The organism is Aeromonas popoffii, from assembly GCF_000820025.1.
Classification (GTDB): domain Bacteria; phylum Pseudomonadota; class Gammaproteobacteria; order Enterobacterales; family Aeromonadaceae; genus Aeromonas; species Aeromonas popoffii.
Window position 1 is genome coordinate 39,100 of the sequence record NZ_CDBI01000060.1, and the last position, 25,034, is coordinate 64,133.

Sequence of the window (25,034 nt, forward strand, 5' to 3'; positions counted from 1 at the left end):
ACCTCTCACAGGTTGATCTGAAATACGTACAAGCCGTCAGCATCGTCCGGCTGACGCACCCACCCCAATTGCGGGGCCACTCTGAGCCACCCCTTACGCGCGGAGTGAAAACGCAGCCAGCGGGCACCGATCATGCGAACCAGTCGCTTCACCTCAGGCAGGTGGCGCTCCGGCGCCCCGCCATCCCCCCAACCTACCCACACCAGCACGCCGGTAGTTCCATGCTCGCTAACTGGCCTCAATACGAATCCGTCACCACCACGCACAAACAAAAACGCCACCCGGTTACGGATGGCGTCTTGCAGTTCAGCGGATAGATTAGGGTTGCCAGTGTCGCTGGCGATGCGCGTGATCGCCTTCATGAAAGAGACCCGCCTTGTTTGAACATCACAACACGCCCACTTTGAGAAGGGTCGCTACACACCCACCCGTCCCCCTTGATCCTCTGGATCCTGATGGTGATGAGCGGTTCACGATTCGCGGGGATGGTAATGTCACCAATATAAGAGCCGACTTCATCTACGCTGGTCACCGGTCCTTGTGATGGATTAGAAGTCGCAGATGCCGAGGCCATCGCTGTCAGCGTTTTCACCACAGCACCATCCATTAACACGGTTATCTGCATCGTCGTCGAATTGGAGTTCGATATAGGTGAGGAACCACTACCAGATGCAGTCACAGAGCACCCCACCATGCCAGCCACCCCAGGGATAGTAAGTGTTCGAGCGAAACCAACAGATTGGTTGATTTTGATACTGCAAACATCAATCGGGCCAACCTGTTTTGCATGTGTCACGCAGGCATAGTCTCGGGCAACATACACATCCCCTACTATGCGATCGGCATACACCGTTCCTTTGACCACACAATCCTGCTCAATCGTGCAATTACCCAGGGTGATATTTTTGACATATCCGCCCTCCGCCCGCAGGCGATTGGTAAACAGGCTGCCATCGGAGTAGATCATGGTGTACCAACCCCAGCTCCAGCCTGCATAGGGACCACCTTTACCAAATCCCGCTGCGCCCCCAGCCATGAAGGCATTACCCATATCAAGCTGGCCACCAGTGATCAAGGGGGCACTAATACTGACCCCTGCCTTGATATAGTCAGCGGTGATCTTCTCTGAGTGAAGGATCTGGATGGTGGCAGCCTTGATGACCGCCTCTTTGATGGCAACCCTGCCATCATCAGTAACCCCGAATATGATCTCTTTCGCACTCGGGTTTGCAGGGTTATAGATTGCGAAGTGTGTTGCTGATGCAATGATTTCATCCACGTCAGGACTAGTCTGAGCCTTCAAGCCAGCGGTACTATGAAATGGCCCTGACAGTCCATTCTTGTTGATGAAACGCACCCAGTAATAGGCGGTTACTCCTTTACCTATTGAGTCTGAATAGACATTCGCCAGAGTTGTACCGATCGCCACTGCGATGGCGGGGTTGTCCACCTCAGCCCGCAATATCTCAGCATACGAGTGTCCTTTGTACCCAGGGATATCCCATGTCAGCGTGATGGTGTGAAACGCCCCATCTGCTGTGACATGCGTCGGGGCAACGGGGGGTTGCACCCCTGACCACTCAGGGTCTGTTGGCTTATCCGGCGGCAACGCCGGCACCACCGCCCCGCTGCTATTACGGCGCAAGTTAACCATGCCAAGGGCAGCGGCTTCTCGCAGGGTCAGCGCCTTGTCCAGCCGGTCGCCCTTCTGGCCGGTCAAGATCTGCATGTTTTCAGTCAGTCCCTGTTGGGTACCGCTGGCACGAAAAGGGCTCTTGCTCATGGCGCTGCGACCTCAGCAATACTGGAGCCCAGAGTAATGCGCTCGATCACCGCAGTGCCGGCCACCTCAACCTGCCAGCGCCTGCCACGCAAGGGGGGCAACCGGAAGACGCCAGCAGGTATCTGACCCTCGGCGAGTGAAAACACCCGAACATCATCAATAATCAGCGTAAAGCGACATTGGCTGATCTGGTCGCTGGTCACCCGAGCACAACCTAGCCTGACGCCAAGTGGCAACTCAAACTCTTTAGATCGCCAGATCATCGGCAAGGGGGTCGCCCCACCCCGCCACTGATAGAGCTCAAGGCCCTTGGCCAACATCAGCGCATCAAGTTGCATGTCAGGCACCGCCGTATCCCAGCGACTCGATAACCAGCGTAGGTCTCCCGATTTCGGATCGAATACAAACCCATGGCTATCGGTCAGAGCAACATACTTGCCTTCGCTGTACCAGGCGCGCAGCGTGTCAGGTTTCATCAGCTGCCATTGCTCACGAGTAATGATCCCCTCGGTGATCAAAGTTCCACCATCGGCCCCCACACCAATCAGTCCATCAGGCGCGGCGTAAAGAACCATGCCATCCAGTGCCACCATAGACCTCGCGCTGACGCAGGCCTGCTGGACTGAGGAGAGCTTCTGCCCGGTGATGGCTGAGGGGGACGCACCTTGAAACAGATAGGGGTAACCCTTAGTGCCCACAACCAAGGCTGTATCGATAGCGGCGATGGCCACAATGTCATGCTCAGTCGTCAGCTTGTACTTCTCCGGCCAGGCGTAAGGCAGAAACGGCTCCGAGAACAGCACGGCATTGCCGATGAACCCGGCACAGATGCCATTCGCCATCTGGCAAATACCCCGCATGGCATCCGGCGGCATGGTATAGCCATAGGTCTCCAGCACCGGTCCCAGCTCACCATCCTTCTTGCTGTCACTGTGCGTCACGCTTGCAATTGGAAGATCGGCAACCAGCAGGTAATCCGCCATCCCACCACCAGATACCGAACGATAAAGGCGGCGCCGTGTGATATTGCTGTTGTTGGTAGGGGCTGGAGACAACCCCACCAGCACGGTGGAGTTTGGGATAGTGATGGTGACTTTCCCGCTGGCAGGCCCTGGGGCTCCCTCTTCCCCCAAGCCAGTGACATAGGTCTCGACATAGAAGCGAGTTTCATCATCGGTGGGGTCATCATCTTTGCCGCCGCTAGGTGGGGTAACAGACTGCATATTCGGTGGTGTCGCTGGGGCGGGTACACCAAGCCTGTACCAAGCCGTTGGCTTGTTTGAGCTCCCCGTGGCGATAGCGTCATAGGTGAGCTTGGGGGATTCACCGTCGGTGAAATAGATCCGGTTGTACTGGTCCTGAGCGATAGGAGATCGCATGACCTCAACCAGCTTGTTCCAGGCAAACCAGTGATCGCCGTAGTAGTGAAACAGGGTATGGGGTACCAGAGGCAACGTCACGCTTACCCGCTGGTCACTCATCAATGGGGCGACAACCCCGCGATCGAAATAACAGTCTTGTGCCAAGGTGGCAGCTTCATCAGGCAACAGGTGGTCTGCCACCCGCGGCACCATCCCGCGCATGGTCACAATGTCGATCAGGGCCATGGTGCTTCCTCACCCGCTTGAAATGAAAAACCCCTCTTGTAAGAGCAGGGCTATAAAATGGCGCAACGTTGAGGCAGCCTACCAAGCATCGCGAAGCGGGACCTTGCGCTCGTCGTACTCGATGCTATCCCGGCAGTGCGTCGAACTACGCATGATGAAATTGATGACCCTTTCCGCTCTCAACGCCCAGTGTTTACCTTGCTTGGCGCAGTAGCCTACGTTGCCAGAAATGGTCTCATCTGGTCGGCCACCCAAAATGGTGTTACCTAGCTGGTCCAGTGAAACCAGAATGCGGAAGAAATATCGGGTAACTCGGTTACTCATGTTATTCCTTATCGATAGGTAGAGCCTTCCGCCGTAATGTTCACCGTTTTAACTACGGCACCGTTCAAAATGAAGTCGATTGCAGCGGTAATAACCTGATAGCCCGAATAACCAGGGGCTATACACCCCACCCCGCGCCACGTTCCATCCGGGGTAAAAGCAGTGCCGTTAGAGGTGCCAGAGAAAATCACCGATCCATCTCCCCCTGTGCGTCGGATTCGGATCTGGCACATCCCTCTTGTAAGCTGGGTATTAGAGAGTCCGGAACCACCTCCCCATATGTCATTTCCAGAACGCCAGAAATAAAGCATTCCGTCTGCATTCTCTGCTACTGGGTTACCGGGATTTCCAATTATCGAAAACGCACTTTTACCGGCGAGTTCCCCTATGTAACGGGGAGCACTGATACCTGCCTTGCTCAGAATATTGGAAGCCCAGCCGTTCCCCCCGAACTCGCTGTTGGCTTGAGACAACAAGAAAGGCTTATTGGGAACCGCCATCCAGGGCCTCCACCTTCTTGTCCAGCTCTTTAATGGCTTCAACTACCAGTGCAAGGATGCCCGCCGGAGCCAATGACAAGTAACCATCGTGGTTTAAAAAAACTGATTCAGGCTGCACGGCGGCCACCTCCTGCGCGATCAACCCTGCTTCACGCCGACCCATTTTGTCGTACAGCTTTCCGTGCAATCTCTTGACCTTACCTAACGCATCTCGAATCGACTCAAGATTCCCTTTGAGTCGCAAATCTGAGCGGATGTAGACATCATTGAAATTTCCGTTCTGCGCGACAACATCTGCATATGCGCCTGCGCCTTGTTTGTAGAAATAGAACGTCGATCCATCTCTCATTTGAATGCTGCCAGCAAACAACCCGGGTTGGTGGAATCCATAGGTTGGGAACACTGTGTTGGCAGCTCCATTGCCATTTGCCTCAAAACTCCCTGCGCTGTAGTCATTCCCTGTGCCGTAACCAACCCAACGAGAAGGTTGACCTGTTACTTCGCCCCAAGATGGCCAACGCGAGGCTGTAACCGGGATCTGGTCGAGCTGACTCCAGGGGTGTCGGTGCGTTGCAGGGGCCAAATCAGGTTTACCGGTCACCTCACCCCACGCAGGCCAGCGGGAGGCATAGGCGGGGATCCCCGTCAGTTGTGACCAGGCATGGGTGTGGCTGGCCACGGCCGCCCCTATCTCTGCAATCGTGGGCCAACGTGTAGCGTAAACAGGTATGTTGGAAAGCTGAGACCAAGGGTGGGTATGTTCGGAGGGCGGCATGGTCACCGGCTTACCGGTGATATCAGCCCAGCCAGGTACCCAGCTTGCGGGCCGAGCACCGACATCCGCCGCACTGAGCACAACAGCCCCTGTCATGCTATTGACCGAGATCACCGCATCCGAGCCATCAATTTTGAACCACGTTCTAGTCGCAGGATCCCAGTGCAGGTAATCACCAGCGACATAGGCGACGTTTGAGATTGCCCCTGGATGGGAGATCCGATAGAACGGAACACCTTGACCCGCAGCCGGCGTGACTGGTGCCCCTGCGGCCGCACTCCACGGCCCCGCCCAGACAAGCTGTGATGTGATGGCCTGCGCCCACTTCTGGGCCTGCAATGCCCAGTGCAGAGCAGAAAACTCCCCGGGGCGCCCGTTGATATCGCTCCCTTCCGGGTTTTGGGCCCAAGATTCGGCCATGAGTTCTGCCTGGCTAGCCCGTTGAGCACTGCTATTCGCCAATGCTTGATCCTGCGTCGCCTGACTTGCTTTATCACTGGCTGTATCTGCGGCAGCAAGCGCCAGGGCCGCTTTCGCCACCACCACATCCCGCATCCCCTGGACAACGCTCTTCGCCAATTCCACAGATGTGGTATTTGTGCTGACCTCCTTACTCTGTACAGCCACCGTCGCGGCATTAGTGGCAACCTCCCCCGCCTGCGCTTGAACCAAATCGCCATCGGCTGATACCTGCTGGGCCAAGATGGCAACCCTTCCGGCATGCTCTATCGTGATCACCTTGGCACTCTCAGACGCTTGAGCTGCCAGATCTGCATTACTGGCATAGGTCTGCGCATGGGTTGCAGACGAAGCAGCTGCGGCCTTGGCGAGACTGGCAGCATTCGCTTGGGAGGTAGCCGTGCTTGCGCAGGTCGTGGCCTCACTCGCCTTGATAGTGGCGGTCGCCGCACTTTCACTGGCATTGGCCGCTTGGGCTGTAGCCGTTGCGGCACTGGCCCCTGAGGCCAAAGCACTGGCGGTAGCTGCAGCAGCGGAGTCACTGGCCTTGACTGCATGGTGCAAAGCGGAATTTTTGCCTGCCACTACAGCCACATTCAACGGATTTTCTGCCCATTGCAGTGCCCGCGTGGCTGAGGCTGTGGCCGCCGTCGCACTGGTCGCCGCCTCATCCGCTTCACTGCCTGCCATATTAGCGGATGCCAAGGCTGCACTCGCCTGTTCGGCCGCCAGCTGGCTAGCCCGTTGCGCGTCACTCACGTCATTGCCAGTCTGGATCCGATCCCGACCGGTTGCCTCAGCCGCAGACTCAGCCCTTTGCATCGCATCCACAGCGCGACCTAGCAAAGGTGGCGTCAAGTTGATGCCGCTATCGACCAGGATGCTGTTCAGTGGACCATCTGCGCCTTGAGGCACCACCACCCCGGTCCCCAAGTAATCCATGTCACCACACTGGTCATTCTGGGCATAAACATCGTAGGCGCCCACTGCCAGCGGGAATCGATACCGACCAGCAGTATCACATTTGAACGTCAGCACCGAGCCCATCAACACTTCACTGGTCGTGGTGAGGGACCGCAACTCGATGATCGCCCCGGGTACCAACTTGCCAGCGGGATCAGTCATCACTCCGTAGATGTGGATCATTGGCGCCGTCCATTGGTACTGGCCTGGCTGTCTCGCATCGCTAACATGGTGGCATCTGTTTCAGTACTGACCGATAACGCCTGACTGAATGATTGCAGGTGGAGTTGCCCTCTTGACGCATTCGCCGTCACCTCGGAGTCACGCATGAACGCGCGATAGATGATCCAGTCCAGACAAGGGGTGATATACCGGTCATCGACCTGAACGCTCACTCCCGACTCGACCTCGGCTCTCGTTACGGGTGTAGGGAGAATACTGAGCACCAGCTCGACACTCATCCCAGCCTTCACTCCGGGGTACAACCAGAAGGCACCGATATTGGTGGGTTCGTGGATATATAGCTCCGCCTCTTCCCCACCGGTACTGCTGGCCCAGCTCGGGATTAAGCTCTCTAGATCAGCGCGGGACACATAGCGGATCGACTTGCCAGTAAGCGTGTTGCGCTCAATATCTATCAGTTTGATGGTGCCAGCAGGCGCGGTTTGCCGAGTGCCTGCTGCACAGGCAAAGGGTTGAGTCTTAATGAAGATGTCCGGCCTGGCGCTGGCGATCGCGGATATCGCACTGTTGTAGTAAGAGATCAAATCCTCCAGACCCCAGCTAATCCGCGGTGTATCGGTCAACTCAGTTGAGGCTCGATTCAATATTTCACTGACCAGCATGACTCACCTCATTTCAGAAGAAGTTTCGTTTTCTGACGGGGTTGTGAACCCTTGCACTCTCGGTTTGCTCAATGCGGAACCGGTATGCAGCGCGGATCCCGTCATAAAACTTGCGACGATTTATCTGAGCCAGTTCAGGGTTTGTCCACGCCTTGGCGTGAAGCTGCTGCAAGAGATACCCAGCCCCACAAGCCAGCTCATGGGCGTAGTCCTCGACGAGAGCAGATGGGATCAGCGTTGCGGTCGGTAGAGGCTCAATGGCCCCGACGATGCAAACATCGCTCAGCTGTTCAAGGAAGCGGATGGACTCGGCAGACTGTGCGTGATAGTGCATGCCAGGCGTCAGAATGATGCCGCCTGCGGTGATGCGATGGAGCACCGATCCCGTCACCTGTGGATCTTGCACATCCTGTCTTGCCTGACGATTGATACTGCTGGCCCGGGCAAAACTAACTGTTTGTCCCTCAAGCACCTCATCAAAATTGCGCTCCAAATGAACCAAAACGCTTTCTTTACAGAAAATGATGGCAGCCTCGATGAGGTAGCTATGCACTAATGCGTCAGCACCTTCCGTGTGCGGCAAATGGAGAACCCGCTGGCGAACCAGCGGGATCATAGGAGCGGTGCTCACCAACCGGCTATCTTGTACCGGCACCATTACTCACTACCTTGCTCAACGGCCAGCTTGGCTTTCAGCGCATCACGCACCCGCAGGCGGAACTCGCCAACCTTCTCTTGCGGGCCTTGTGGATCAATTTTCAGATCATCCCCCTCTACCAGAGTCGCCAACTGGGCAGAAGTCAGCTTGGCCAGATCACGGTCACCAACGATCATGCTTTGCTCTTCGGCAAAACGGGCCGCCTCCCGCGCCAGTCGTCCTGCCTCCTCGGCAGCCAGCTTGGCGATGGTCTCTTGACGCAGAATTTCACCAGGCAGGGCATCGGCATGGATCCAGACGGAGGGGAACTCCAGCAGTTGCATGGCAATGTGGCTCTCAACATCTACGGTCACATGGCGAGGAAACACCATGCGGGAGCCGGTCACGGTGTCTTTCTTGCTCGGCTTGTCGCCGATATAAACCACGGCAATTTTGTCGCTCACGGCAATATCTCCAATCTTGAAATGAAAAAGCCCGGCACAAGGCCGGGCACGTAGCGATGGGCGAGTTATAGGTTGCCAATTACCTCATAATGCAGCTTGAGCTTGGCAGTACCTGTCGCCGCGCCACCGCCAACCGTGAGGGTTAGTTCCTGCCCCTCCTTGGTGAACAAGTCATCCACCGGAATGTACTTGGCCACGGCGGTTACCGTGCCCTCAGCATTCACAATGGTGGCGGTACCGACCTTGGCAGTCAGCGTAGTGCCGGCGCCCAACGCACTGGTGATCAGGGACACCCCCACCACCTTGAGGTTGGACTCAACCTTGTCGCCGAACACGATCACATCCCCTGCAGGCAGCGCGGCCAGCTTGGCAATAAAGGTCGGGGAAATGGAGAGGTTGCCGAACGCGCCGACAAACCAGCGGCGGCAAGTGGCTATCAGATTAATCTTGGCCATGATATGGCTCCTTGTCTGGTCAACAAATGACAGAGAGCCTGATGACCCTCTGCGTCAGTGGGTTATCAGCGAACTATCGGGCTCACCGCAGTATCCAGTGTCATGCAGCCATGATCCTGGATGTTGCCGTTCTTCTGCTTGAAGCGGATCTTCTGCAAGCCCCCCATCCAGCGAACGGACAACTCAGTAGCATTGTCGTGGTCAGTTTTCTCTTCAAACATGCCAAAGGAGCTGCCCTGCTCTCCCGAACCAAACGCATTGGCCAGCGCCTGACCGCCCAGCAGAATGGCGCGGTCGATGGTGGTGCCCGCTACCTTGTCCACTTCCACCCCTGTAGCAGACTCGGCCGCACAGACTTTCACGAGACTTCCCTGGTTAAAGCGAATAGGCATCCCCTTATAGGGCTTGACCAGAATGCCGCGCCACATCGCCCCTTCCCCCAGGAAGATCGGGTGATTCCAGCCTTTACTCCGCACCGTGACCGCGGCCAACATGGCATTCCAGTCCTTGCCCGAGGAGCTGGTGTAAAAGTCGTGCCATTGGCGCGAGGTAACGAAGAGCACGAAGAGGGGCTCGCCACCTGACGGGTCAGACACCATCCGAATAGGCTGGATGGGGTTGGCCATCTCAGACAGAAACAGCGCCATGTTGTCCACGCAGCCGAGATTGAAACGGTCGGCCGCATCGATGGTTTCGAAAGAAGTCGCATCCCCGCCAAAGAAGTGACGCTGATAAGTCGGTGCAGTGATCGGGTTGATCATGATTTCTGCAAACTCTTCATCATCAGCCAGCGGCAGGATGATGTCGTCCGCTGCATAGTCGCCACGGGCACCAGCCAGCTGAACGAAACCGCGCTGGTCTGTCAGGCGGCCGTAATAACCATCAGCCAGCAACACTCGCGCGGTCTTGATCAGGTCATGCTTGGTACGCTTCTGGCTCATCTTGCCCCCCGCGTCCACACCATGACGGGTCTGGTTGATCTTGAGCGAGAAGTCGGCAAAGGCCAGACTCTCGAGACGGCCAGCTATTTTCTTGTCTCCCATGGTCGGGCGACCAGACAGTTGATGGAACAGCTGCATATCCACTTCATCACCGGCATTTTTGCTCAGGTCAGTGATACGTACCACGGGTGCTCCCGCACTGGTTTGCTTACCACCGTTGACCTTGGCACCTTTGGGCGCCTCTTCAGTCAGCAGGTTCACCAGCGAATGGGAACGGTTGGCAGCTGTAAACAAGGCTGCCTGCATAATCTTGTTGGCTTGCACCGAGGTGACTTGGGTCATGATCCTCTCCTACCTAAAAACAAAAACCCCGACACAGTGGTCGGGGTTTGCGTGTTAATCGTGTGGTGGGTTAATACCCGGCTTGCTCCAGTAGTGCCTCGAGTTGGGCGTCCGTCATGGACCCCATTTCGCCGACCAACTCGGTCTGCGACATAGAGCCGTAACGGGCAACACCGCTTTCGGGTGCTTGATGGGTTTGGCCGAGGGCCGAGGGACTGGACGGGATGAAGTCAGCGGGCTTGTCGGCTTCCATGCTGGGTGCCTTGGCGGGTGGTGGAGCTGTCTCCACCATGTCACCAAAGGCCAGCTTGGTGCGACCCGCTGCCTCTGCAAATCGCTCATCCAGTGACTTACCTTGCCACGCGGGGTCTACCTGAAGCTTTTCATCGACGATGATGGCGAAGTCGAAGCGGTCTTGGTCCTTGTCCCGCCAGTTAATCAGGTCAGGTACCGCCTGCAGAGCGGCCTGCACCGGATTAACGGCAGGTTGAACCGGTTGCACCACAGCAGGCTGTTCCAACAGCTGGATTTTTCGAGCCATGGCGGCCATTGCCTTCCCGATCTCCGGGAAATCCTTCGCCAGTTGCTCTACTTCATCCAGGTTGAGCTGGTCTGGGTCTGCATCGGGATTTATTCCGTGCTTTTCCAGTAGCGCCTGCAGCGTGTCCCGCTCTGCCTGAGCCTGCTGAGATAGGCTCAACTGCTCACGCAGTACCTTGTTCTCATTGCGTGCTAGCTCCAGCACGTCATACGGGATCGTGTGTTGACCACTCTTAGCCAGGATCACCTTCTCGGGCACCTTGGCCACTTCACCGTCCTGTTCGGCGTTAGCTGGTTCGGTACTGGCTGCCACTTCGACCGCCGACGGCGCGGTGTCTACGTCCGTTTTCTCGGTGACAGTGCCAGCTGTTAGCTCTGGATCGCCCTCTTGCTCGATCTCAGCCAGCATGGCTTCCAGTTCGTCCAGGCTTTCAGTCCCGGTCAGGTTGTTGATGTTCATATCCATGGTTGTCCTCGTGGGTTTTCAGTGGGTGGTATCGCTGCCCAAGCGGGGGAAGGCTCTCGGAAAAGCTCTCCCCGGCTGGGGCTGGGCACAAAAAAGCCCGCACAAGGCGGGCTCAAATAAGAGACGATACGTTTAGACGATGTGTCGATTTACACGGAATGCGTGTTTATCTTGAAATGTAAAGTCACGTCCAGCGGGTAACGTAAAATATTCATGGAAATAGTTTGTTTTCAATGAGCCTCGAAAAATACCACTGCCAAGCAACACTACATTTTGAATATAAACGTCATTTCCCTGATGCCTTAAAACAACTGCATCCCCATTTTCGATACGAAGGTGATTCATCAACTGCTCGATGCCTTCTCCATCAGCATGAACCCCTCTCACCTCAGGGGGCATAGCACTTTCGTCAAAATCATTAGCGTCAGCATCAGTCATTGTAAAACTCCGTTGTTGATAGAGCTGATAACTATGATAAATAACCACCTAAGTGCAAATGAAAAAGGCCCAATCTCGAGAGACTGGGCCATGTTGGGGAAATCCTAACGCTGGGCGGTGAGGAAAGCAACTATCAGAGCGTGATGGCATCAATCTGCTGCTCAATGGTGGCCAGCAGCTGAGCCTGTAGGGCTGCCTGCTCGGCCTGGATCCCATCTTGTTCGGCAACCAGCAACTCCATTTCCTGCAGGGTCTTGCCTGTCTGGGCCTGCTTAAGCGCATCCTCGAACCGGATAGAGTCGGTCAGCTTGGCGATGCGTTGGGCTTCTGCCTGCCACTTGGCCGCCTTGCCTTCCAACTCAGCCAGCTTGGCCTGCATCTCACGCATGGCCATCTCCTGCTCCATCTGTTGTTGCTGGGCCTGCTGCTCGGCGGCGGCACGTTCCTCCTCGTCCATCTCCTCGGGATCTTTGGGAATGTTGAGGGCATTGCGGATCCGCTCCACGAACTCAGCTTTGCGCGGTACATCCATCAGCTCAACCAGCAGATCAAAGCATGCTGCAGCTGCTTCCGGTGGCAGCTGTGCCATAGCCTGAGTCATTCGCTCTGCCAGTTGTTGCTTGTAGGCTGCGGTCTGCTGGATGGGTGCCAGGGCAATATGGGCACGCAGCCGGGTCACGTCGTTACTGAGCTTGCCATCTTCCTGCTCCACGTTGATCACCACCGCCTTGCGGCGGCGTGGGTCATCCCGGTTGACGGTAACCTTGTAGTTCTTCTTGGCTGCCAGCTCCTCAAGCAGATATGACAGCGCCAGTTGCCCCACCAGTTGGCAGCCCATCCGGTAGTTGTCGTTGATCTCGGAGAGTGTCGTGGCGCCCTGCTCTACCAGGTTGCTGATGGCAACACCTGACTGGCCAGTAGTCCCCTGCCCCAAGAAGGCGGCATAAACCCCCATAGTATCTTGAATGAGCTTCACCGAATCCTGCATCACCTGGAACTGCTGGGCAGCCACGTTGAAGTCCTGCTCCACCTTGAAGGCGTCACTCACACTGGTCTTGTTGACGCGATCGGGGTTGAGTTCAACCAAACCATCCGGGCGCTCGACCTGTTCCAATACCTGCTCCCGGGTCATGTTGGTGGCGTCCTTATCCATGATGACGCGCTTGGCTTGCAGCAAGAAGGTCAGCTTGATACGGCGCAGATTCACCTCGTCCTGAGCCGGAATGGCGCGGGCTATCAGGCCATAAGGTTCACCAGAGCTGTCCTTGCGGTATCCCCAGAACGGCACCAGCGGATACATGTTGTGAGGCGCACTGCAGGGCCGATCGACCAGGTGATGGGGACCAACGAACCAGGACTCGCGGATCACGGCTACCGGTCGGCGTTCCAACCTGGCACGGCCCGTGGCAACGGCGGCAAGATGAAGTTGGTTGGTCTTGTCATATTCCAGCGCCCGACCAGAGTCGAGCATCAGCACTTGGCGTGTGGTGAAGGTGCGGTAATAAACCACCTGCAGCAGGACGCGATCACGCTCCCTGCTACACCACTCGACCTGTTTGCTGTCAAAAGAGCTCCACTCATCGAAGGCACTGACCAGATCGGGGGCCATTCCTTCAATCGAGGTCAGGCTGACTATCCCATCCCAATCATTCACGCCCCACGTCAAAGCCTCGGCTTTGCTCGGGAACATGGACTTGGCCTCATCCAAATCAACCCAACGGCGGCGCATCAACCACCTGCAGTCGGTAAGCTCGGGCTCACGACTGTGCCAATCCCAATACACCTCGTCCCGATGAATGTTACTGAACTTGTAGCGCGGGCCGAATGGATCATCTTGGCGGCGTACTTCAACCCAACCGATCCCGGTCTTTATCTGTCCGGCATAGGCTTCACCCCGTGCCCGATCTAACCCACCCAATCGGCACATGTCGGCGTATTCAGCGTTAACGGCCTCGGCCATCTGTTCCAGCTCATCATCGTGGTCATCCGCAATGACCATCAGATCGGTACGGCTCTTGGCCTCCATGCCCAATACCCCATCAATGGTGGGAGCGATCAGGTTATGGATGGTGAGTGGCTGCCCGCGCTCTTCCAGCGCTTTCATCACACTGGCCGGTAGCTGGTCATTGTCATAGTAAGCACAGGCGCGATTGGCCAAGGAGCGCCAATCCGGCTGGCCATTGATGTCACTCATCAGGTTGAGCAGGCGTGAAGTATCGAGGCCACCCTGTGAGGGGGCCTTGGGTTGGTTCTTGATCATCAGTTGGCCATCCAGTGCTTGGGTTTACGTGCGGTGCCGGACTTGACGATGCGAGCAGGCATTCTGGCCCGCATCTCTTGGGCAATCATGTAGCTGACGAGCTGATCGTCGTAACATCCGGTCTGGGCATTCATGCTGCCCCGTTTGTCGTAGACGTAGGTAGTTGCTTCACTGATGGTGCCTATCCAGTAAATCCCGGACTGGCCGGCGCGCAGCAGGTCTTTCAGGCCATCCACCAAAATGGGTTTGGATTGCCGGGTGGTGAGCCAGCCAAGACGCGGGGTCTCATCATCCCGATCCCGGTCGATGTATTCCTGGGCGTAGATGCGCCGTATCGGATAGTGATCCCGCAGGGCCAGCAGCACCGCATGGCCATGGTTGTTGCGTTCGGGGCCGATATAAGCTGGGCCATACTCATCAGTGCCATACCACTTGCCGACATGAGCCAACAGCTGGGCAAAGAGACCGGGATCCAGATGCCCGTACCAGTGAACTACTTGCCGACCATCGCTCTTGGCAACCACATCAAACGATGAGCGGTCACCATGCTCCAGGCCTTCTGCCACATCAGCACCAATGGCGTAATCTTCGTCAGGGTCGGGCAGCTCCCACACCAGCAGCATGTTCTCGAGTGAACGCTGGCCCTGATCGTCTAAGTACTCAGGCTTGCGCGCCCTCTCCCTTCGACCGGTGACCGGGTCCATGTCATAGACAATGAGCGGGGCCATGCAGTCACTCTCTGCGGCCATCGTCACGATGGGGTCGAATACCCTACGGCCAGAAGTCAGGAAGGCCTCCAGTGGCGTGCTGGGGAACTCCTGCTTCATCTCCACACCCTGAGTCGACTCCTTGAGTAGATACCATTGCCGTTGTTCGTCGGTAATGGTGCAACTCATCGCCTTCTCAACAGCGGCGAAGTATTCGAGCTGGGTTTTGCTGGCCGTCACACCGGCTCTCGGCACCACTGCCACATACTTCGGATCTTGCCACCAACCAAAGAAGTGAAACTTCCAATCCTGCTGGGTCAGCTCGTGAGTGGTTCGGGCCAGCTCGAGAGACTTCATGCTCATACTGTGGAAATCGCCGCCCACTCCTTCTGCCGTTGATTCGATGAAGGCCACGCAGCCTGGGTGAATGGCGTTAAGGGTACCGGTTCGCACCTCCTTGGCCTTCTCGGGGTACTTGGCGCAGATCTTCCCGTGCTCCGACACATGCAGGCGCTGGACGGTACCGGATCGAAATGAGGTGGCCACCTGGATGCTGGAGCCATGGCGAAACAGGATGTAGCCACCGTTGGCGCCACCGCGGCGAGAGGCCACCGGGAAGCAGGCCTTGAGCCATGTCGGCAAGTTATCGAACGGCACTTCAATCTTGGTGCGGTAAATCTCGCCGGCCGCCGTCAGGTCCTGGGCGATGATCCCGCACTTGATGCTCTTGTTGAACAGCGCCTCATCCAGCAAATAGATATCGATGGCGGTGGAGAAGCCTATCTGACGTGCCTTCAGCACGATGTTGAGCCACCACATGGTCTTGAACAGCAGCTCCTGCGCCGGTCGCAGCCTGAATTGCACCAGCTCACCCTGCTCATTCTCCACCATGTAGAGGTTGTTCATCCGCCACCACTTATCGCTGAGCTTCGAGCGGATATAGGCAATCTGCTCCTGCTCAGTCATGGCGGAGATATCTAGTTCGGTCATGGGGGATCTCTAGCAATAAAAAACCCGCCGAAGCGGGTTTGATTAACCAATCATTTTAGATAAAAAAAATGAAATCAAAGCAGATCCTGTAACAAATGCTGGAAGTAATGAGTCTCCAAACCAAACCTCTCTATATGACAAGAAAATCCAACGAGCCCTATATGATACGTTCAATATAACAAAAGGGATTATTCGCTTGTATCGAACAGAAATAAGGCCATAACCGTCACTATTTAACCTGGAACGAACGGCACTCAACTCTCTATTAGTTAATATATGTGGCGTGCCATAGCCACGACAGGAGTCCTTTGTAAGCCCGTGAACGCTTAACTCATCCCCATCTAGCCATTTACTTGAACAAGTCATCTTTATCAAGATGAAAGTGAAAAACACATCTATTATCTCGATTTTGATACGCCCTATTCTCTCACCATATTTTACAATGGCAAATCCATTATCATCAACACCCTTAAAGGTAACTCCAGGGTTAAATACATATATCATGTAACGTATTTTATTACTTGCAAGAAAGAGACCATTTAAGACTTCACTTCGGTGATGCCTCCTAATTTCTCCAGATACGAGCCAGTGTCTCCATTGTAAGAAAATCATAACCACGATCATAAACATCTCGATCCAGTGTGGCCTTGAGAAAGTTAGCTTGGCACCTGAAAATGTTATATCTTTATCAAAGGAGCCACCTGCGATTGAATATATCAGCACAATCATACTGACAAGCATCAAGTTTTTTCTATATTGCCTTTCAAGCTCTGTATTATCACCTGTCATTTATTCTTTCCCAAGGAACAACTAATAGAGATTTTATTATCACATAAGCCCACCAGTTCCCATAATTTGTAGCTTAGTCACCATCTCACTGACAGGAGTTGACTCGTTCCCGCCGTCCTTCTCCAGCCTATCCGCCTCAGCGGTCAGCTTGCGGGTCGCGGCCTTGATACGCTTGGTGTCAGCCTCGATCTTCGGCCCTGTAGCCCCATCAAGTCGCAAGGCGCTAAGCGTTCGCTCGATGGACTCGATCCGCTGGATGTTGCGGTCGAGGGCCTGCTCGGCGCGCAAGATCTTGTCATAGAGCGCGAGCCGGTCTGTCAGCTCCTGCGCTTCGGCCAGATCCTGCTGCAGGGCCTTCAAGGTTTTGGTGACCGAGAGTACGCGAGCCCGAGTGAATAACAGCTCATCCCGAAGTTGCAGTGCTTCGGCCTGGTCGAACAACTCATCGGCATCGAGGAACTTGGCGTAACCGCCATGGGTCTTGGTCAGCTGCATGCCGGGCTTGATGTTAGCTGGCGGATTGGGGTTGCCAGCATTGCCCACTGACTCGCTGTTCCCCTTATCAAAGCGCCCATCTGCGTGACGTCCGGACTTGTTGTTGGGGTTCAGGCTTGAGTCCGCCGAGGGTTGTGTGGATGAAGAAGATCGTCCCCCTTGTCCTCTTTTCCCTTTTTCCTCTCCCTCTTTGGCTTTGCTCTCATTGCGCATAGCGTACGCAGTTTCATCCAAATTGCGCACGTTGCCCTTGGATAATTGCGCACGATTTTGCGCACTGCGCACACTGGGCTGCGCAATTTTATCGTCAGCCTGCGCATCACTGGCCTTGATGTAGCGCCTGGCAGACTGGTAATTCAGTCCATGCTGCTCGCACCATGCCTTTGGGCTGATGCCAGTCTTGGCATAGGCGCTTTGATACTGAGCCGCCACGCTGCTCCAATCGGTCTTTGCCATTTAGAGAGATAACTCGCCTTCAACGATGGTGTCACCAGGTACCGGCTTGTGAGTCGCAGGAACCACAACGGAAACACCGGAGGAAAGAACAACCAGGGCCTCGCCTCCACCGTAGTGCTCTACGCTGGCGATTACCCCAGTCACGTCGATACCGTTTATCACTTCACTGCTCCAGTTCATCTGCATCACCTTCTCCCCTTCCCCAGAAAGACAAACCCCGCCGTTATGGGCGGGGTTTCATGGTCCTGGCTGCGAGATAGCATCGTAGGCTCGTTCACAGGCTAGTCCTGATACTCGAGCTCGGTCATACGCTGCTGCCAGCTCACCCGCTCTTTCATCAGCCCTGCTGAGCAGGTCGGCGAGCACCATGGCAGATTCTCTAGCTGACGGGCCTCCTTGGGCAGTACCGGGATAGCTGGCGCACTGACTTGCTCGGGCTGCCAAGCGGCGGGCTTGCTCGCGCAACCGGCCAGACTCAACGCCAGCAGCAGCGGCATCAGCTTGTGCCTGGGCGATTTCTTCTTGTGCATGCTCTCTCACCTCATCAATTTCAGCCTGCCGGCGATGCTCTTCTTCCCGGGCTTCCTGCTCAGCCTTGGCTCTGGCGGTGGCGAGCCTGGTAGCCTCTTCATCCCACTTCGCCTGCCAGGTCTTGCGCTCCCCCTCTTCCCCATCGGAATGGCCGGACTGGTAGAGCGCCACCCCGCTGCCGGCCAATGCAGCTATCACCAGGGCGCCAGCCAGGAACGACAACGTTCTGCTTTGCGGGATCGTCACCATCACTCCCCCTTGCACTTGGCATTGAGGCGCAGCCGGTCTTTCCACAGCCCAGGGCATACCCTATTCCCCGGCGCAGAGCAGTCTTGGTTACCAGCACGCTTGAACAACAGGATTGCCTCACACGCCCCGGGATAATCGCCAACGTTCAGGCGCTTCACGATGGTTGAGCGGCAGAAGGCCCCTGGGCCAATGTTGTGGGAGAGCTCGACATAGGCGTCGAACTCATACTGATGGAGGGGAGCCCGAATACAGGCCTTGAGGGAATCCTCGAACACCCGCACCTCCCGCAGGCTTCGGTTCACCGCAGCGACAGGGGTGATGGTATCGCCCATCCTGACCCCTTCTGTGCTCCCAAACCCGATGGTGGGAAGCTTGGTGCCGTGTACCGGGTCGGGGTAAGCCACTGGGCCATACCCCTCCCGATTCAGGATCCCCACAAAGCCGGCTGCGCTCAGCGTGAGAGCAGCGATTGCGATGCGGACCTTGCTCACTATGCACCTCCCTGCTGGCGACGCGGCTTGATGATATTCGACCAGATGAACCAGCCCATCTGGACCGCGATCCACGTCAACGTGGCCGCGAGCACCCAATCATTGAGCGAGTACCCGGCCAGCGTCATGCCGGACACAACGACAGGCGGTGCAGTCTTGGCTACCCCTGCAGCAGCGGCAGCCGTCGCGAACCCTTCCTCTTTGGCCATGCGCCCTCCCTCCAGAAACGACAAAGCCCGCACGAGGCGGGCCAGAAATGAAAAAGGCCAGGGTCACGGGGACTCTGGCCATCTTTGAGAGATACTAACGCTGACGGCTGAAGAACACAACTCAGCAGCCTAGTGAGCTAGGGCCTTACAGATAATCCTCTATCTTGATCAGTGTCAGGTCAGGCCGTAACAAGCCCCCCATTGCTACTTTGGCGATCGCTTGATAACGGTTAACTGAGTTCGTTTTATGCACAGCTTCCTGAATGTGATAATTCACAGTTCGAGCAGTGATTGACAGTATTTCCCCCATCTCCTCCGCTGTTTTACCCTCACTAGCCCAGAACAAACATTCCAATTCGCGGGAACTTAATGCAGGGTTATTCTTGGTTGAGCTGACAACTCGGACCCCAGCATTAAATATGTAGTCCGTAACCCACCTTAATGTCGGCGCTTTTGCCTTTATATCTAGACCATCCTCTTCGGTGATGAAAGATAAGATACCTGACTCCCCGCAAGCACCTCGAAAAGGGAAAGAAATGCCATCATGCAAACCACATTCCCTAGCCTCATCCATCAGCGCCAGAGCGCCCTCTGGCAACATCGGTTCAAGAGGAATTTCCTGCCAGTAAATAGGTAACAGGCTTTGCATTGAGAGATAAATCACAGGATCTCGTGGCAGCATACCTTCTTGACCATAGCGCTCTACCCAAGATTCACTGCAATGTGAAAAAATGATTGCTTTAGGACGAGTTAAGCTTTGGGGGACTATCAAAGCAAAACGATACTGGCTGAACCCCATCGCACTAGAAAAGGCCATAAGTGCGCGGTTAAACCCTACCTCGGTTTTGGTTTGGTTAAATGTTTCTATAAAACTTGTAACGTCCACATAGACTCCTTTCCTTGAACTTGAGCCCATAGTAGCAAAGACAACACAATTAATCGCCCCGATTAATGACATCATCTCAGTCTGAGCTTGCTACAACCCGAACGTTAATGATTAAGGGGTCAAATATAGGTGTAACTAACGTACTACGCTTGTTATGTGTACAACACACATCCAGCTGTAAATGCGTATCTCTTTCTTAACGGGCCCTTGTGGCCCGCATTTTTATGCAGGTGCCGTAACATGAACTGTGGATATAGTAATTTGATCCAAACAAGGCTGCTAAGCTAGATCGCATAACTCTCGAGCAACTCGCCAGCCTCAATCGCTAGTACAAGCACTTTGGGCATACGTCCTTGGCCAGTCCATGTTTTCTCAACACCATCTTCGGTATACTTGTACTTGGGTGGACGGGGAGCGCGCTTGCTTTTCGCAGTAGATCCTTTAGCAACCTTACTTTCTGTACCCAGCAACTCACTCGGATTAATACCAGCCTCCTGCAGCATGGCTTGGAATTCAGCTAGCTTGGCTTGGCGCTCTTCCTGCTCTTGCATGACCTTCAATTCTGCTTCTTCACGATCTTGGAAGAGCGCATCAAGCTTTTCTTTAACCTCTGTCAGTTGCTCAAAGGTCAGCTCACGTAAGACGGCACGCAGACTACGTTGGTTCACAAGAACTTTGATGAACTCGCTCATTTTTCCTCTCCGGGTTATTTATTTTATTGTTTACGTAATTTTGAATCTTCCGCAACCCCACATCATTGAGCCCTAGCTCTTCAGTGAGATTTACAAGCGCAATGATTGCATCAGCCAAGGAGGAATATACCGGACCAATCCGAGCTCCATCAACCAGTACAATATACCCTAATTTTCCCTTGCCATCATTTGATTCGATAGTAACTATGCCAATAGACCTAACTTTCCTCATAATACCTCCAGATTAATTATTGCTGCACAAGCGCTGCGTCTTACTACAATGCATTGTGATACCAATGCTGTCAACGCACTTGAATTAATTTAAAAAAATTATTACATCGATTTTTTTAAATACTATAAAATACTGATAAGTGTAGGGAGATTCTAGCCTTTTAAATAAACCTTCCATTATTAAAATATTAGACTCACTACTTGGCCTTCCGGTACCGCTCCACCTGCTGCAGGAAGTAAGCCTGCATCTCCCCCTTATAGTTCCCAGCTTCACTCTCGGCTGGCACCTTGATCTCGGGGTTCCTTTCCTTCCATACCGCATAGGCGGCGGCCTTCTCGACCTCAACTCTCTCCTGCTGCTCTTTCGGCAGGGAACACAGATTGAATGACATTGGCGACTCCTTGCAGGCGAAATGGGCAAATCAGACCTGAACCGACATTCCCCATGAAAATAATATGGCTACTTCGCTGACGTCTTCGCCTCCCAGCGATTAAACATTCCGTTCAAAACGATGGTCATGCCCAGGGTGATCAAAAATCCAACAACACCCCATAGAACAGAACCGACAGCCATGAAGGCAATCATCAGCAAAGCCACCACAATTTTCAGCAAGATCATGTTTTTCCTTACTTATACATCAGAGTTGCACTATTTAAACACCATTTGGAACCCTGTTGCAAAGCTGCAGTGTGAGACTGTGACGCTACCTGCAAGAGCAACATATCAGGAGCCAATCGCCCCACGGTGATCTTCACGACCGGCAAAGCTATACTGTATTTATATACAGCACAACAGAGCCACCCATCATGCTTGCAGTTCCCGATTTCAACGCCCCGACATTGGAAATCCCCTTGTTCCTCTCCCCTGCGGCGTGCGGCTTCCCATCCCCCGCCCAGGACTACGTCGAACAGACCATCGACCTGAACCAACTCTGCATTGCCCACCCAGCCGCGACCTATTACGTGCGGGCTGCTGGGGATAGCATGGTGGATCACGGGATCCGCGATGGTGACATGCTGGTTGTAGACCGCAGCAGCAAGCCAGTTCATGGCAGCGTGGTCGTGGCAGCCGTTGATGGCGAGTTCACGGTGAAGCAACTCCAGCTCAGCCCGTCGGTCTGCCTCCTACCGGGAAACCCGGCCTATCGCCCTATTCACTTCTGTGATGGGCAGAACCTGGAGATTTTCGGCGTGGTTACCTTCGTCATCCACAGAATGCCAGCCCCATGAACAAAAGCTGCGCTGTGGCGCTGGTCGATGTGAACAACTTCTACGCCAGTTGCGAGCGGCTGTTTCGTCCTGATTTGAAGGGGTGGCCCATCGTGGTGCTCTCCAACAATGATGGCTGCGTGGTGGCCCGTTCAGCTGAGGCAAAGGCGCTCGGCGTCAAGATGGGGGTGCCGTACTTCCAGATCCGCCAGTTCTTCGAGGCCATGGGCGGGATCTGGTTCTCCAGCAACTACACCCTCTACGGCGACATGTCGCAGAGGGTGATGACGATTCTGGAGGGGATGGCACCAGCGGTGGAGGTCTACAGCATCGACGAAGCGTTCATCGAGCTGAGCGAGAGCTGGGCTGGCGACCTGGTGGAGTATGGCCGCCAAGTTCGCGAGCGGGTGCAGCAGTGGACTGGGCTTGTGGTGGGTGTCGGTATTGGCCCAACCAAGACCCTGGCCAAGCTCGCCAACTACGCAGCCAAGAAATGGCCCGCCACTGGCGGTGTGGTAGATCTGCGTGACGAGGGACGGCGCACCAAGCTGATGGCCATTACCCCAGTGGATGAGATATGGGGCATCGGCCGGCGACTGTCGGCAAAACTCAACGAGCAGGGCATCAAGACTGTTGCCGAGCTGGTTGCAGCAGATCCCAAGAGCCTACGGCGCCAGTACGGGGTCGTCGTTGAGCGAACGGTGCAGGAGCTGCGGGGGATCCCCTGCGCCGAGCTGGAGCAAGAGGCCCAGGCCAAGCAGCAGATCATCTGCTCCCGCTCCTTTGGCGAGCGGATCACCACCATGGAGCCCATGCATCAAGCCCTGGCCGGCTACATGGAGCGAGCCGCCGAAAAGCTCAGGGCTGAGGGAATGTGCTGCCGCCATGTGACCCTATTCATCCGCACCAGCCCGTTCAGTAACAAGGCTCCCTATTACGGCAACCAGATCAGCACCAAGCTGGCGGTTCCCACCAATGACACCCGAGCCCTGCTATCTCTGATCGCCCCCCTTCTATCTCGGATCTGGGTTGAAGATCAGCACTACCAGAAAGGCGGTGTCATGCTTTCCGACTTCACCCCTACCGGCATCCAGCAGGGGGACCTATTCATCAACGAACAGCAGGATCCCCGAAGCGATGCTCTCATGCAGGTGATCGACAGGATTAATCAGGGGCGAATGGGGAAGGTCTACTTTGCCGCAAGAGGCCGTGACAACAGGGAGTGGATGATGAAGCGGGAGCAACTCAGCCCACGCTACACAACGAGCATCAGCGAGCTCCCCGCGGCGAAGGCATAATCTTAACCAACCTGGCCAGCTGCTGCTGGACTGGCTCCCACTTAGGGTCAGAGGGCACCTTTACTGCTCTCGGCGGAGGCTCTGGATGGATGGCTATCACCTTGATGAAAACCCGACGGGGGCTTCGCTTCCCAGGCTCACGCTTGCAGCTCCTTGTCTCTGCAACTGTCTCCACGTAGCTAAGACGACGCAGGTAGACCAACACGTCGCCAGCTACCGCGTCCGACACCCCAATCAGACCGGAGATTGAATGCAGATCGAAGAAGTCGCCATGAAGTAATCCCCACCCCGCCACCATCAAGGCATGCCCCTTGAGTCTGCTGCCCATTGAGTCCCTCCATTGCCCACAACTTTCAATCTAGTCGGTGTGTAGTAGCCCTGCACACCCGGAGTAACTCGCTTTATGAATTGCGTAACAGCAATCTGTATGGGTAGCAGAAAATGATTTTGGTGATGCAATAGAGGAAGTGCACACCGTAGAAGAAAGCAGAATGAGGACATGCCTACGAATCGTGACTTGCAGGCAGCGTGATGATGGCAGCTTTACTTGACCTAAGAGGAGTTCGCTGGACAAATACTGCTCAAACAGACTCAGGAACGGCCCAAAAAGCTCTGATGAGTTTGGCGTTGCTAACTGTTTACTGGTAGCTTCGAGCAATCAATTCAGTATGCCCTTTCCTAGTTGATAATCATGCCTTGTCCCTGCTGACGAATGATCGGAAAATGCAGCGATTGACCATAAGGCACCAACCACACCAAACAGCGAGCGAGGTGAATATGAATTTAGACAAAAGACTTTATCAACCGCCGAATAGGGAGACACTATATGGCGCCACCAAGACGTCCGAAGGGGCGGAAAGACTCGGCACGTGCCGAAAAGACAAAGACCCCACAGCTTGCAACTGCAGGGTCTTCGAAGCTAGCTGATAAGCTACTTGCAATAGCTCACTCAGCTGAATCGCTCCTCAAGCTAGCCAACGCGTTCGTCCAACTTGTCAGGCTTGCTTTAAATGCTTATAAGCATCTAGAGGATATAATTACCAAAATCCAAGGGCCTTAGGGCCCTTTTTTGCACCTTTCACTCACGATTCGTGAGTAAATGGTTTACTCGGAATCATGGCCAATGATGGCTTGGTCGTCAATATAAATATATCACAATTTGTGCTATTTTAACGTTCAAAAAAGCACATAAAGACAATGCATTCAATCATTTAAGTCACACTCCATTGCTATGAAATTTTGTTTTTAGCAGAGAGCCATTTTGCATGGTGTATGATGATTTCCTACGCCGCCCGCATCTCCCGCACCTGCCGGTCCATGACTCGAACCAAGTCTGACGCCTGATGAATCACCTCTTCCACTGCATGCTCTACAGCCTGCCACATCTGCACGCCGAACCGGCGAGACACCAACTCAGTATCTGGTTCAACTCGCCCGGTACCGTGACACTTCGGGCATTCGTCGCCGAGCCGTGGCCGCATGCCGGTACCATTACAGTGCGGGCAACGCCCTGATCGCATCATCTCAGCCACACAGTGTTCACGCGCGAGAGACAGGATCACGTTACGCTCAGCCAACAGGCGCTGGTACTCGTGATTGTTGCTGGCACGGTGCGCCCGCTTGGCCTTCTCCATCACCACCGCAGCCCGGCGGCGCTCCTTGTCATAGTGCGGGTGAGACAACACCAGTCGCTCCAGCCGCTCTGACTGCGGGCGGCGTAATAAGATAGCCATAGCCATGCCACCGGCCTCGCTACAACCCAGGGTCTCGCTGAAATGAGCCAGCAACCCCTGAGTGGCCTCAGTGTCCAGCAGGTGATCAGCCATCAGATACTGATACCCCTGAGGATTGTTCTTGGCGGCAACCTGCAGTGCACCGATCAAGTCATCACGTCCCAGTGCGTTGAAATTGCCGGAGGATGGCTCATGGAGCGCTCCCTTCGGTGAGAAAAGGCGTAGTGCCATTTCCAATGACTTACTCATATTCAGTCCTCCTCGGGAGG

The 25,034-nt window shown here is 55.0% G+C and carries 28 protein-coding genes; 2 read left to right on the plus strand and 26 right to left on the minus strand.

Annotated features, from left to right (window positions below; translation table 11 throughout):
- Nucleotides 1-5: 5 nt before the first annotated feature.
- The 25 genes from BN1129_RS12625 to BN1129_RS23400 all read right to left on the minus strand — a co-directional run bounded on the left by BN1129_RS12625 (nt 6) and on the right by BN1129_RS23400 (nt 21,144).
- The gene (locus tag BN1129_RS12625; RefSeq protein WP_042036978.1) at nt 6-362 is read right to left on the minus strand and encodes a hypothetical protein; all 357 of its coding nucleotides are present in this window, start codon (nt 360-362) and stop codon (nt 6-8) included.
- On the minus strand, nt 359-1,783 hold the full coding sequence (locus BN1129_RS21855) for a phage tail tip protein (RefSeq protein WP_052449347.1): 1,425 nt from the start codon (nt 1,781-1,783) through the stop codon (nt 359-361). Before BN1129_RS21855 ends, BN1129_RS12625 begins: the two co-directional genes overlap by 4 nt.
- Nucleotides 1,780-3,390: a hypothetical protein gene (locus BN1129_RS12635; protein WP_042036980.1), complete on the minus strand. Its 1,611-nt coding sequence runs from the start codon at nt 3,388-3,390 to the stop codon at nt 1,780-1,782. Before BN1129_RS12635 ends, BN1129_RS21855 begins: the two co-directional genes overlap by 4 nt.
- A 78-nt stretch (nt 3,391-3,468) precedes the next feature.
- Nucleotides 3,469-3,714, minus strand: a complete 246-nt coding sequence (locus tag BN1129_RS12640; RefSeq protein ID WP_042036981.1) for a hypothetical protein — start codon at nt 3,712-3,714, stop codon at nt 3,469-3,471.
- Between the two features lie 8 nt (nt 3,715-3,722).
- Nucleotides 3,723-4,214, minus strand: a complete 492-nt coding sequence (locus BN1129_RS23390; protein WP_157013376.1) for a hypothetical protein — start codon at nt 4,212-4,214, stop codon at nt 3,723-3,725.
- A complete protein-coding gene (locus BN1129_RS12645) occupies nt 4,198-6,594 on the minus strand; it encodes a prophage tail fiber N-terminal domain-containing protein (RefSeq protein ID WP_042036983.1) in 2,397 nt (798 codons plus the stop codon). Before BN1129_RS12645 ends, BN1129_RS23390 begins: the two co-directional genes overlap by 17 nt.
- Entirely contained in the window at nt 6,591-7,256 is a 666-nt protein-coding gene (locus tag BN1129_RS12650; RefSeq protein ID WP_042036985.1) for a phage adaptor protein, read from the minus strand. The genes BN1129_RS12645 and BN1129_RS12650 overlap by 4 nt, the downstream gene beginning before the upstream one ends.
- Nucleotides 7,257-7,269: 13 nt before the next feature.
- Nucleotides 7,270-7,914, minus strand: a complete 645-nt coding sequence (locus BN1129_RS12655; RefSeq protein WP_042036987.1) for a hypothetical protein — start codon at nt 7,912-7,914, stop codon at nt 7,270-7,272.
- Nucleotides 7,914-8,357, minus strand: a complete 444-nt coding sequence (locus BN1129_RS12660) for a hypothetical protein (RefSeq protein WP_042036989.1) — start codon at nt 8,355-8,357, stop codon at nt 7,914-7,916. Before BN1129_RS12660 ends, BN1129_RS12655 begins: the two co-directional genes overlap by 1 nt.
- 65 nt (nt 8,358-8,422) lie before the next feature.
- Entirely contained in the window at nt 8,423-8,812 is a 390-nt protein-coding gene (locus tag BN1129_RS12665; RefSeq protein WP_042036990.1) for a hypothetical protein, read from the minus strand.
- Nucleotides 8,813-8,877: 65 nt separating this feature from the next.
- A complete protein-coding gene (locus BN1129_RS12670; RefSeq protein WP_042036993.1) occupies nt 8,878-10,095 on the minus strand; it encodes a phage capsid family protein in 1,218 nt (405 codons plus the stop codon).
- 70 nt (nt 10,096-10,165) lie between these two features.
- Entirely contained in the window at nt 10,166-11,101 is a 936-nt protein-coding gene (locus tag BN1129_RS12675; RefSeq protein ID WP_042036994.1) for a hypothetical protein, read from the minus strand.
- A gap of 132 nt (nt 11,102-11,233) precedes the next feature.
- A complete protein-coding gene (locus tag BN1129_RS12680; protein ID WP_042036996.1) occupies nt 11,234-11,539 on the minus strand; it encodes a hypothetical protein in 306 nt (101 codons plus the stop codon).
- A 133-nt stretch (nt 11,540-11,672) separates the two neighbouring features.
- Entirely contained in the window at nt 11,673-13,799 is a 2,127-nt protein-coding gene (locus tag BN1129_RS12685) for a portal protein (protein WP_042036997.1), read from the minus strand.
- The gene (locus tag BN1129_RS12690) at nt 13,799-15,496 is read right to left on the minus strand and encodes a terminase large subunit (protein ID WP_042036998.1); all 1,698 of its coding nucleotides are present in this window, start codon (nt 15,494-15,496) and stop codon (nt 13,799-13,801) included. Before BN1129_RS12690 ends, BN1129_RS12685 begins: the two co-directional genes overlap by 1 nt.
- 42 nt (nt 15,497-15,538) lie before the next feature.
- Nucleotides 15,539-16,285 carry a hypothetical protein gene (locus tag BN1129_RS23395; RefSeq protein WP_157013377.1) on the minus strand — a complete coding sequence of 249 codons (747 nt, stop codon included), beginning with the start codon at nt 16,283-16,285 and terminating at the stop codon, nt 15,539-15,541.
- A 39-nt stretch (nt 16,286-16,324) separates the two neighbouring features.
- Complete coding sequence (locus tag BN1129_RS12695) at nt 16,325-17,236, minus strand: hypothetical protein (protein ID WP_042036999.1); 912 nt, start codon at nt 17,234-17,236, stop codon at nt 16,325-16,327.
- Nucleotides 17,237-17,416 (minus strand): hypothetical protein, encoded by a 180-nt coding sequence (locus BN1129_RS12700; RefSeq protein WP_244463058.1) that lies wholly within the window; start codon nt 17,414-17,416, stop codon nt 17,237-17,239.
- 57 nt (nt 17,417-17,473) lie between these two features.
- Nucleotides 17,474-18,073, minus strand: coding sequence for a DUF2514 domain-containing protein (locus BN1129_RS12705; RefSeq protein WP_339366203.1), 600 nt, complete (start codon nt 18,071-18,073; stop codon nt 17,474-17,476).
- Entirely contained in the window at nt 18,016-18,507 is a 492-nt protein-coding gene (locus tag BN1129_RS12710; protein WP_042037003.1) for a lysozyme, read from the minus strand. Before BN1129_RS12710 ends, BN1129_RS12705 begins: the two co-directional genes overlap by 58 nt.
- Entirely contained in the window at nt 18,507-18,716 is a 210-nt protein-coding gene (locus BN1129_RS12715) for a hypothetical protein (RefSeq protein WP_042037005.1), read from the minus strand. Before BN1129_RS12715 ends, BN1129_RS12710 begins: the two co-directional genes overlap by 1 nt.
- Before the next feature lie 145 nt (nt 18,717-18,861).
- Nucleotides 18,862-19,602, minus strand: coding sequence for a LuxR family transcriptional regulator (locus tag BN1129_RS12720; RefSeq protein ID WP_052449348.1), 741 nt, complete (start codon nt 19,600-19,602; stop codon nt 18,862-18,864).
- Between the two features lie 284 nt (nt 19,603-19,886).
- A complete protein-coding gene (locus tag BN1129_RS12725) occupies nt 19,887-20,294 on the minus strand; it encodes an H-NS family histone-like protein (protein ID WP_042037007.1) in 408 nt (135 codons plus the stop codon).
- Between the two features lie 428 nt (nt 20,295-20,722).
- Nucleotides 20,723-20,917 (minus strand): DUF3283 family protein, encoded by a 195-nt coding sequence (locus BN1129_RS12730; protein ID WP_042037008.1) that lies wholly within the window; start codon nt 20,915-20,917, stop codon nt 20,723-20,725.
- 68 nt (nt 20,918-20,985) lie between these two features.
- Nucleotides 20,986-21,144: a hypothetical protein gene (locus tag BN1129_RS23400; protein WP_157013379.1), complete on the minus strand. Its 159-nt coding sequence runs from the start codon at nt 21,142-21,144 to the stop codon at nt 20,986-20,988.
- Between the two features lie 188 nt (nt 21,145-21,332).
- Here BN1129_RS23400 and umuD point away from each other — a divergent pair, with 188 nt between their 5' ends.
- Both umuD and umuC read left to right on the plus strand, forming a co-directional pair.
- Nucleotides 21,333-21,755, plus strand: a complete 423-nt coding sequence (gene umuD / locus BN1129_RS12735) for a translesion error-prone DNA polymerase V autoproteolytic subunit (protein ID WP_042037009.1) — start codon at nt 21,333-21,335, stop codon at nt 21,753-21,755.
- Nucleotides 21,752-23,032, plus strand: coding sequence for a translesion error-prone DNA polymerase V subunit UmuC (umuC, locus tag BN1129_RS12740; protein ID WP_042037010.1), 1,281 nt, complete (start codon nt 21,752-21,754; stop codon nt 23,030-23,032). Before umuD ends, umuC begins: the two co-directional genes overlap by 4 nt.
- 1,283 nt (nt 23,033-24,315) lie before the next feature.
- Here umuC and BN1129_RS12755 read toward each other — a convergent pair.
- Nucleotides 24,316-25,014, minus strand: coding sequence for a TIGR02642 family protein (locus BN1129_RS12755; RefSeq protein ID WP_042037012.1), 699 nt, complete (start codon nt 25,012-25,014; stop codon nt 24,316-24,318).
- Nucleotides 25,015-25,034: the final 20 nt, after the last annotated feature.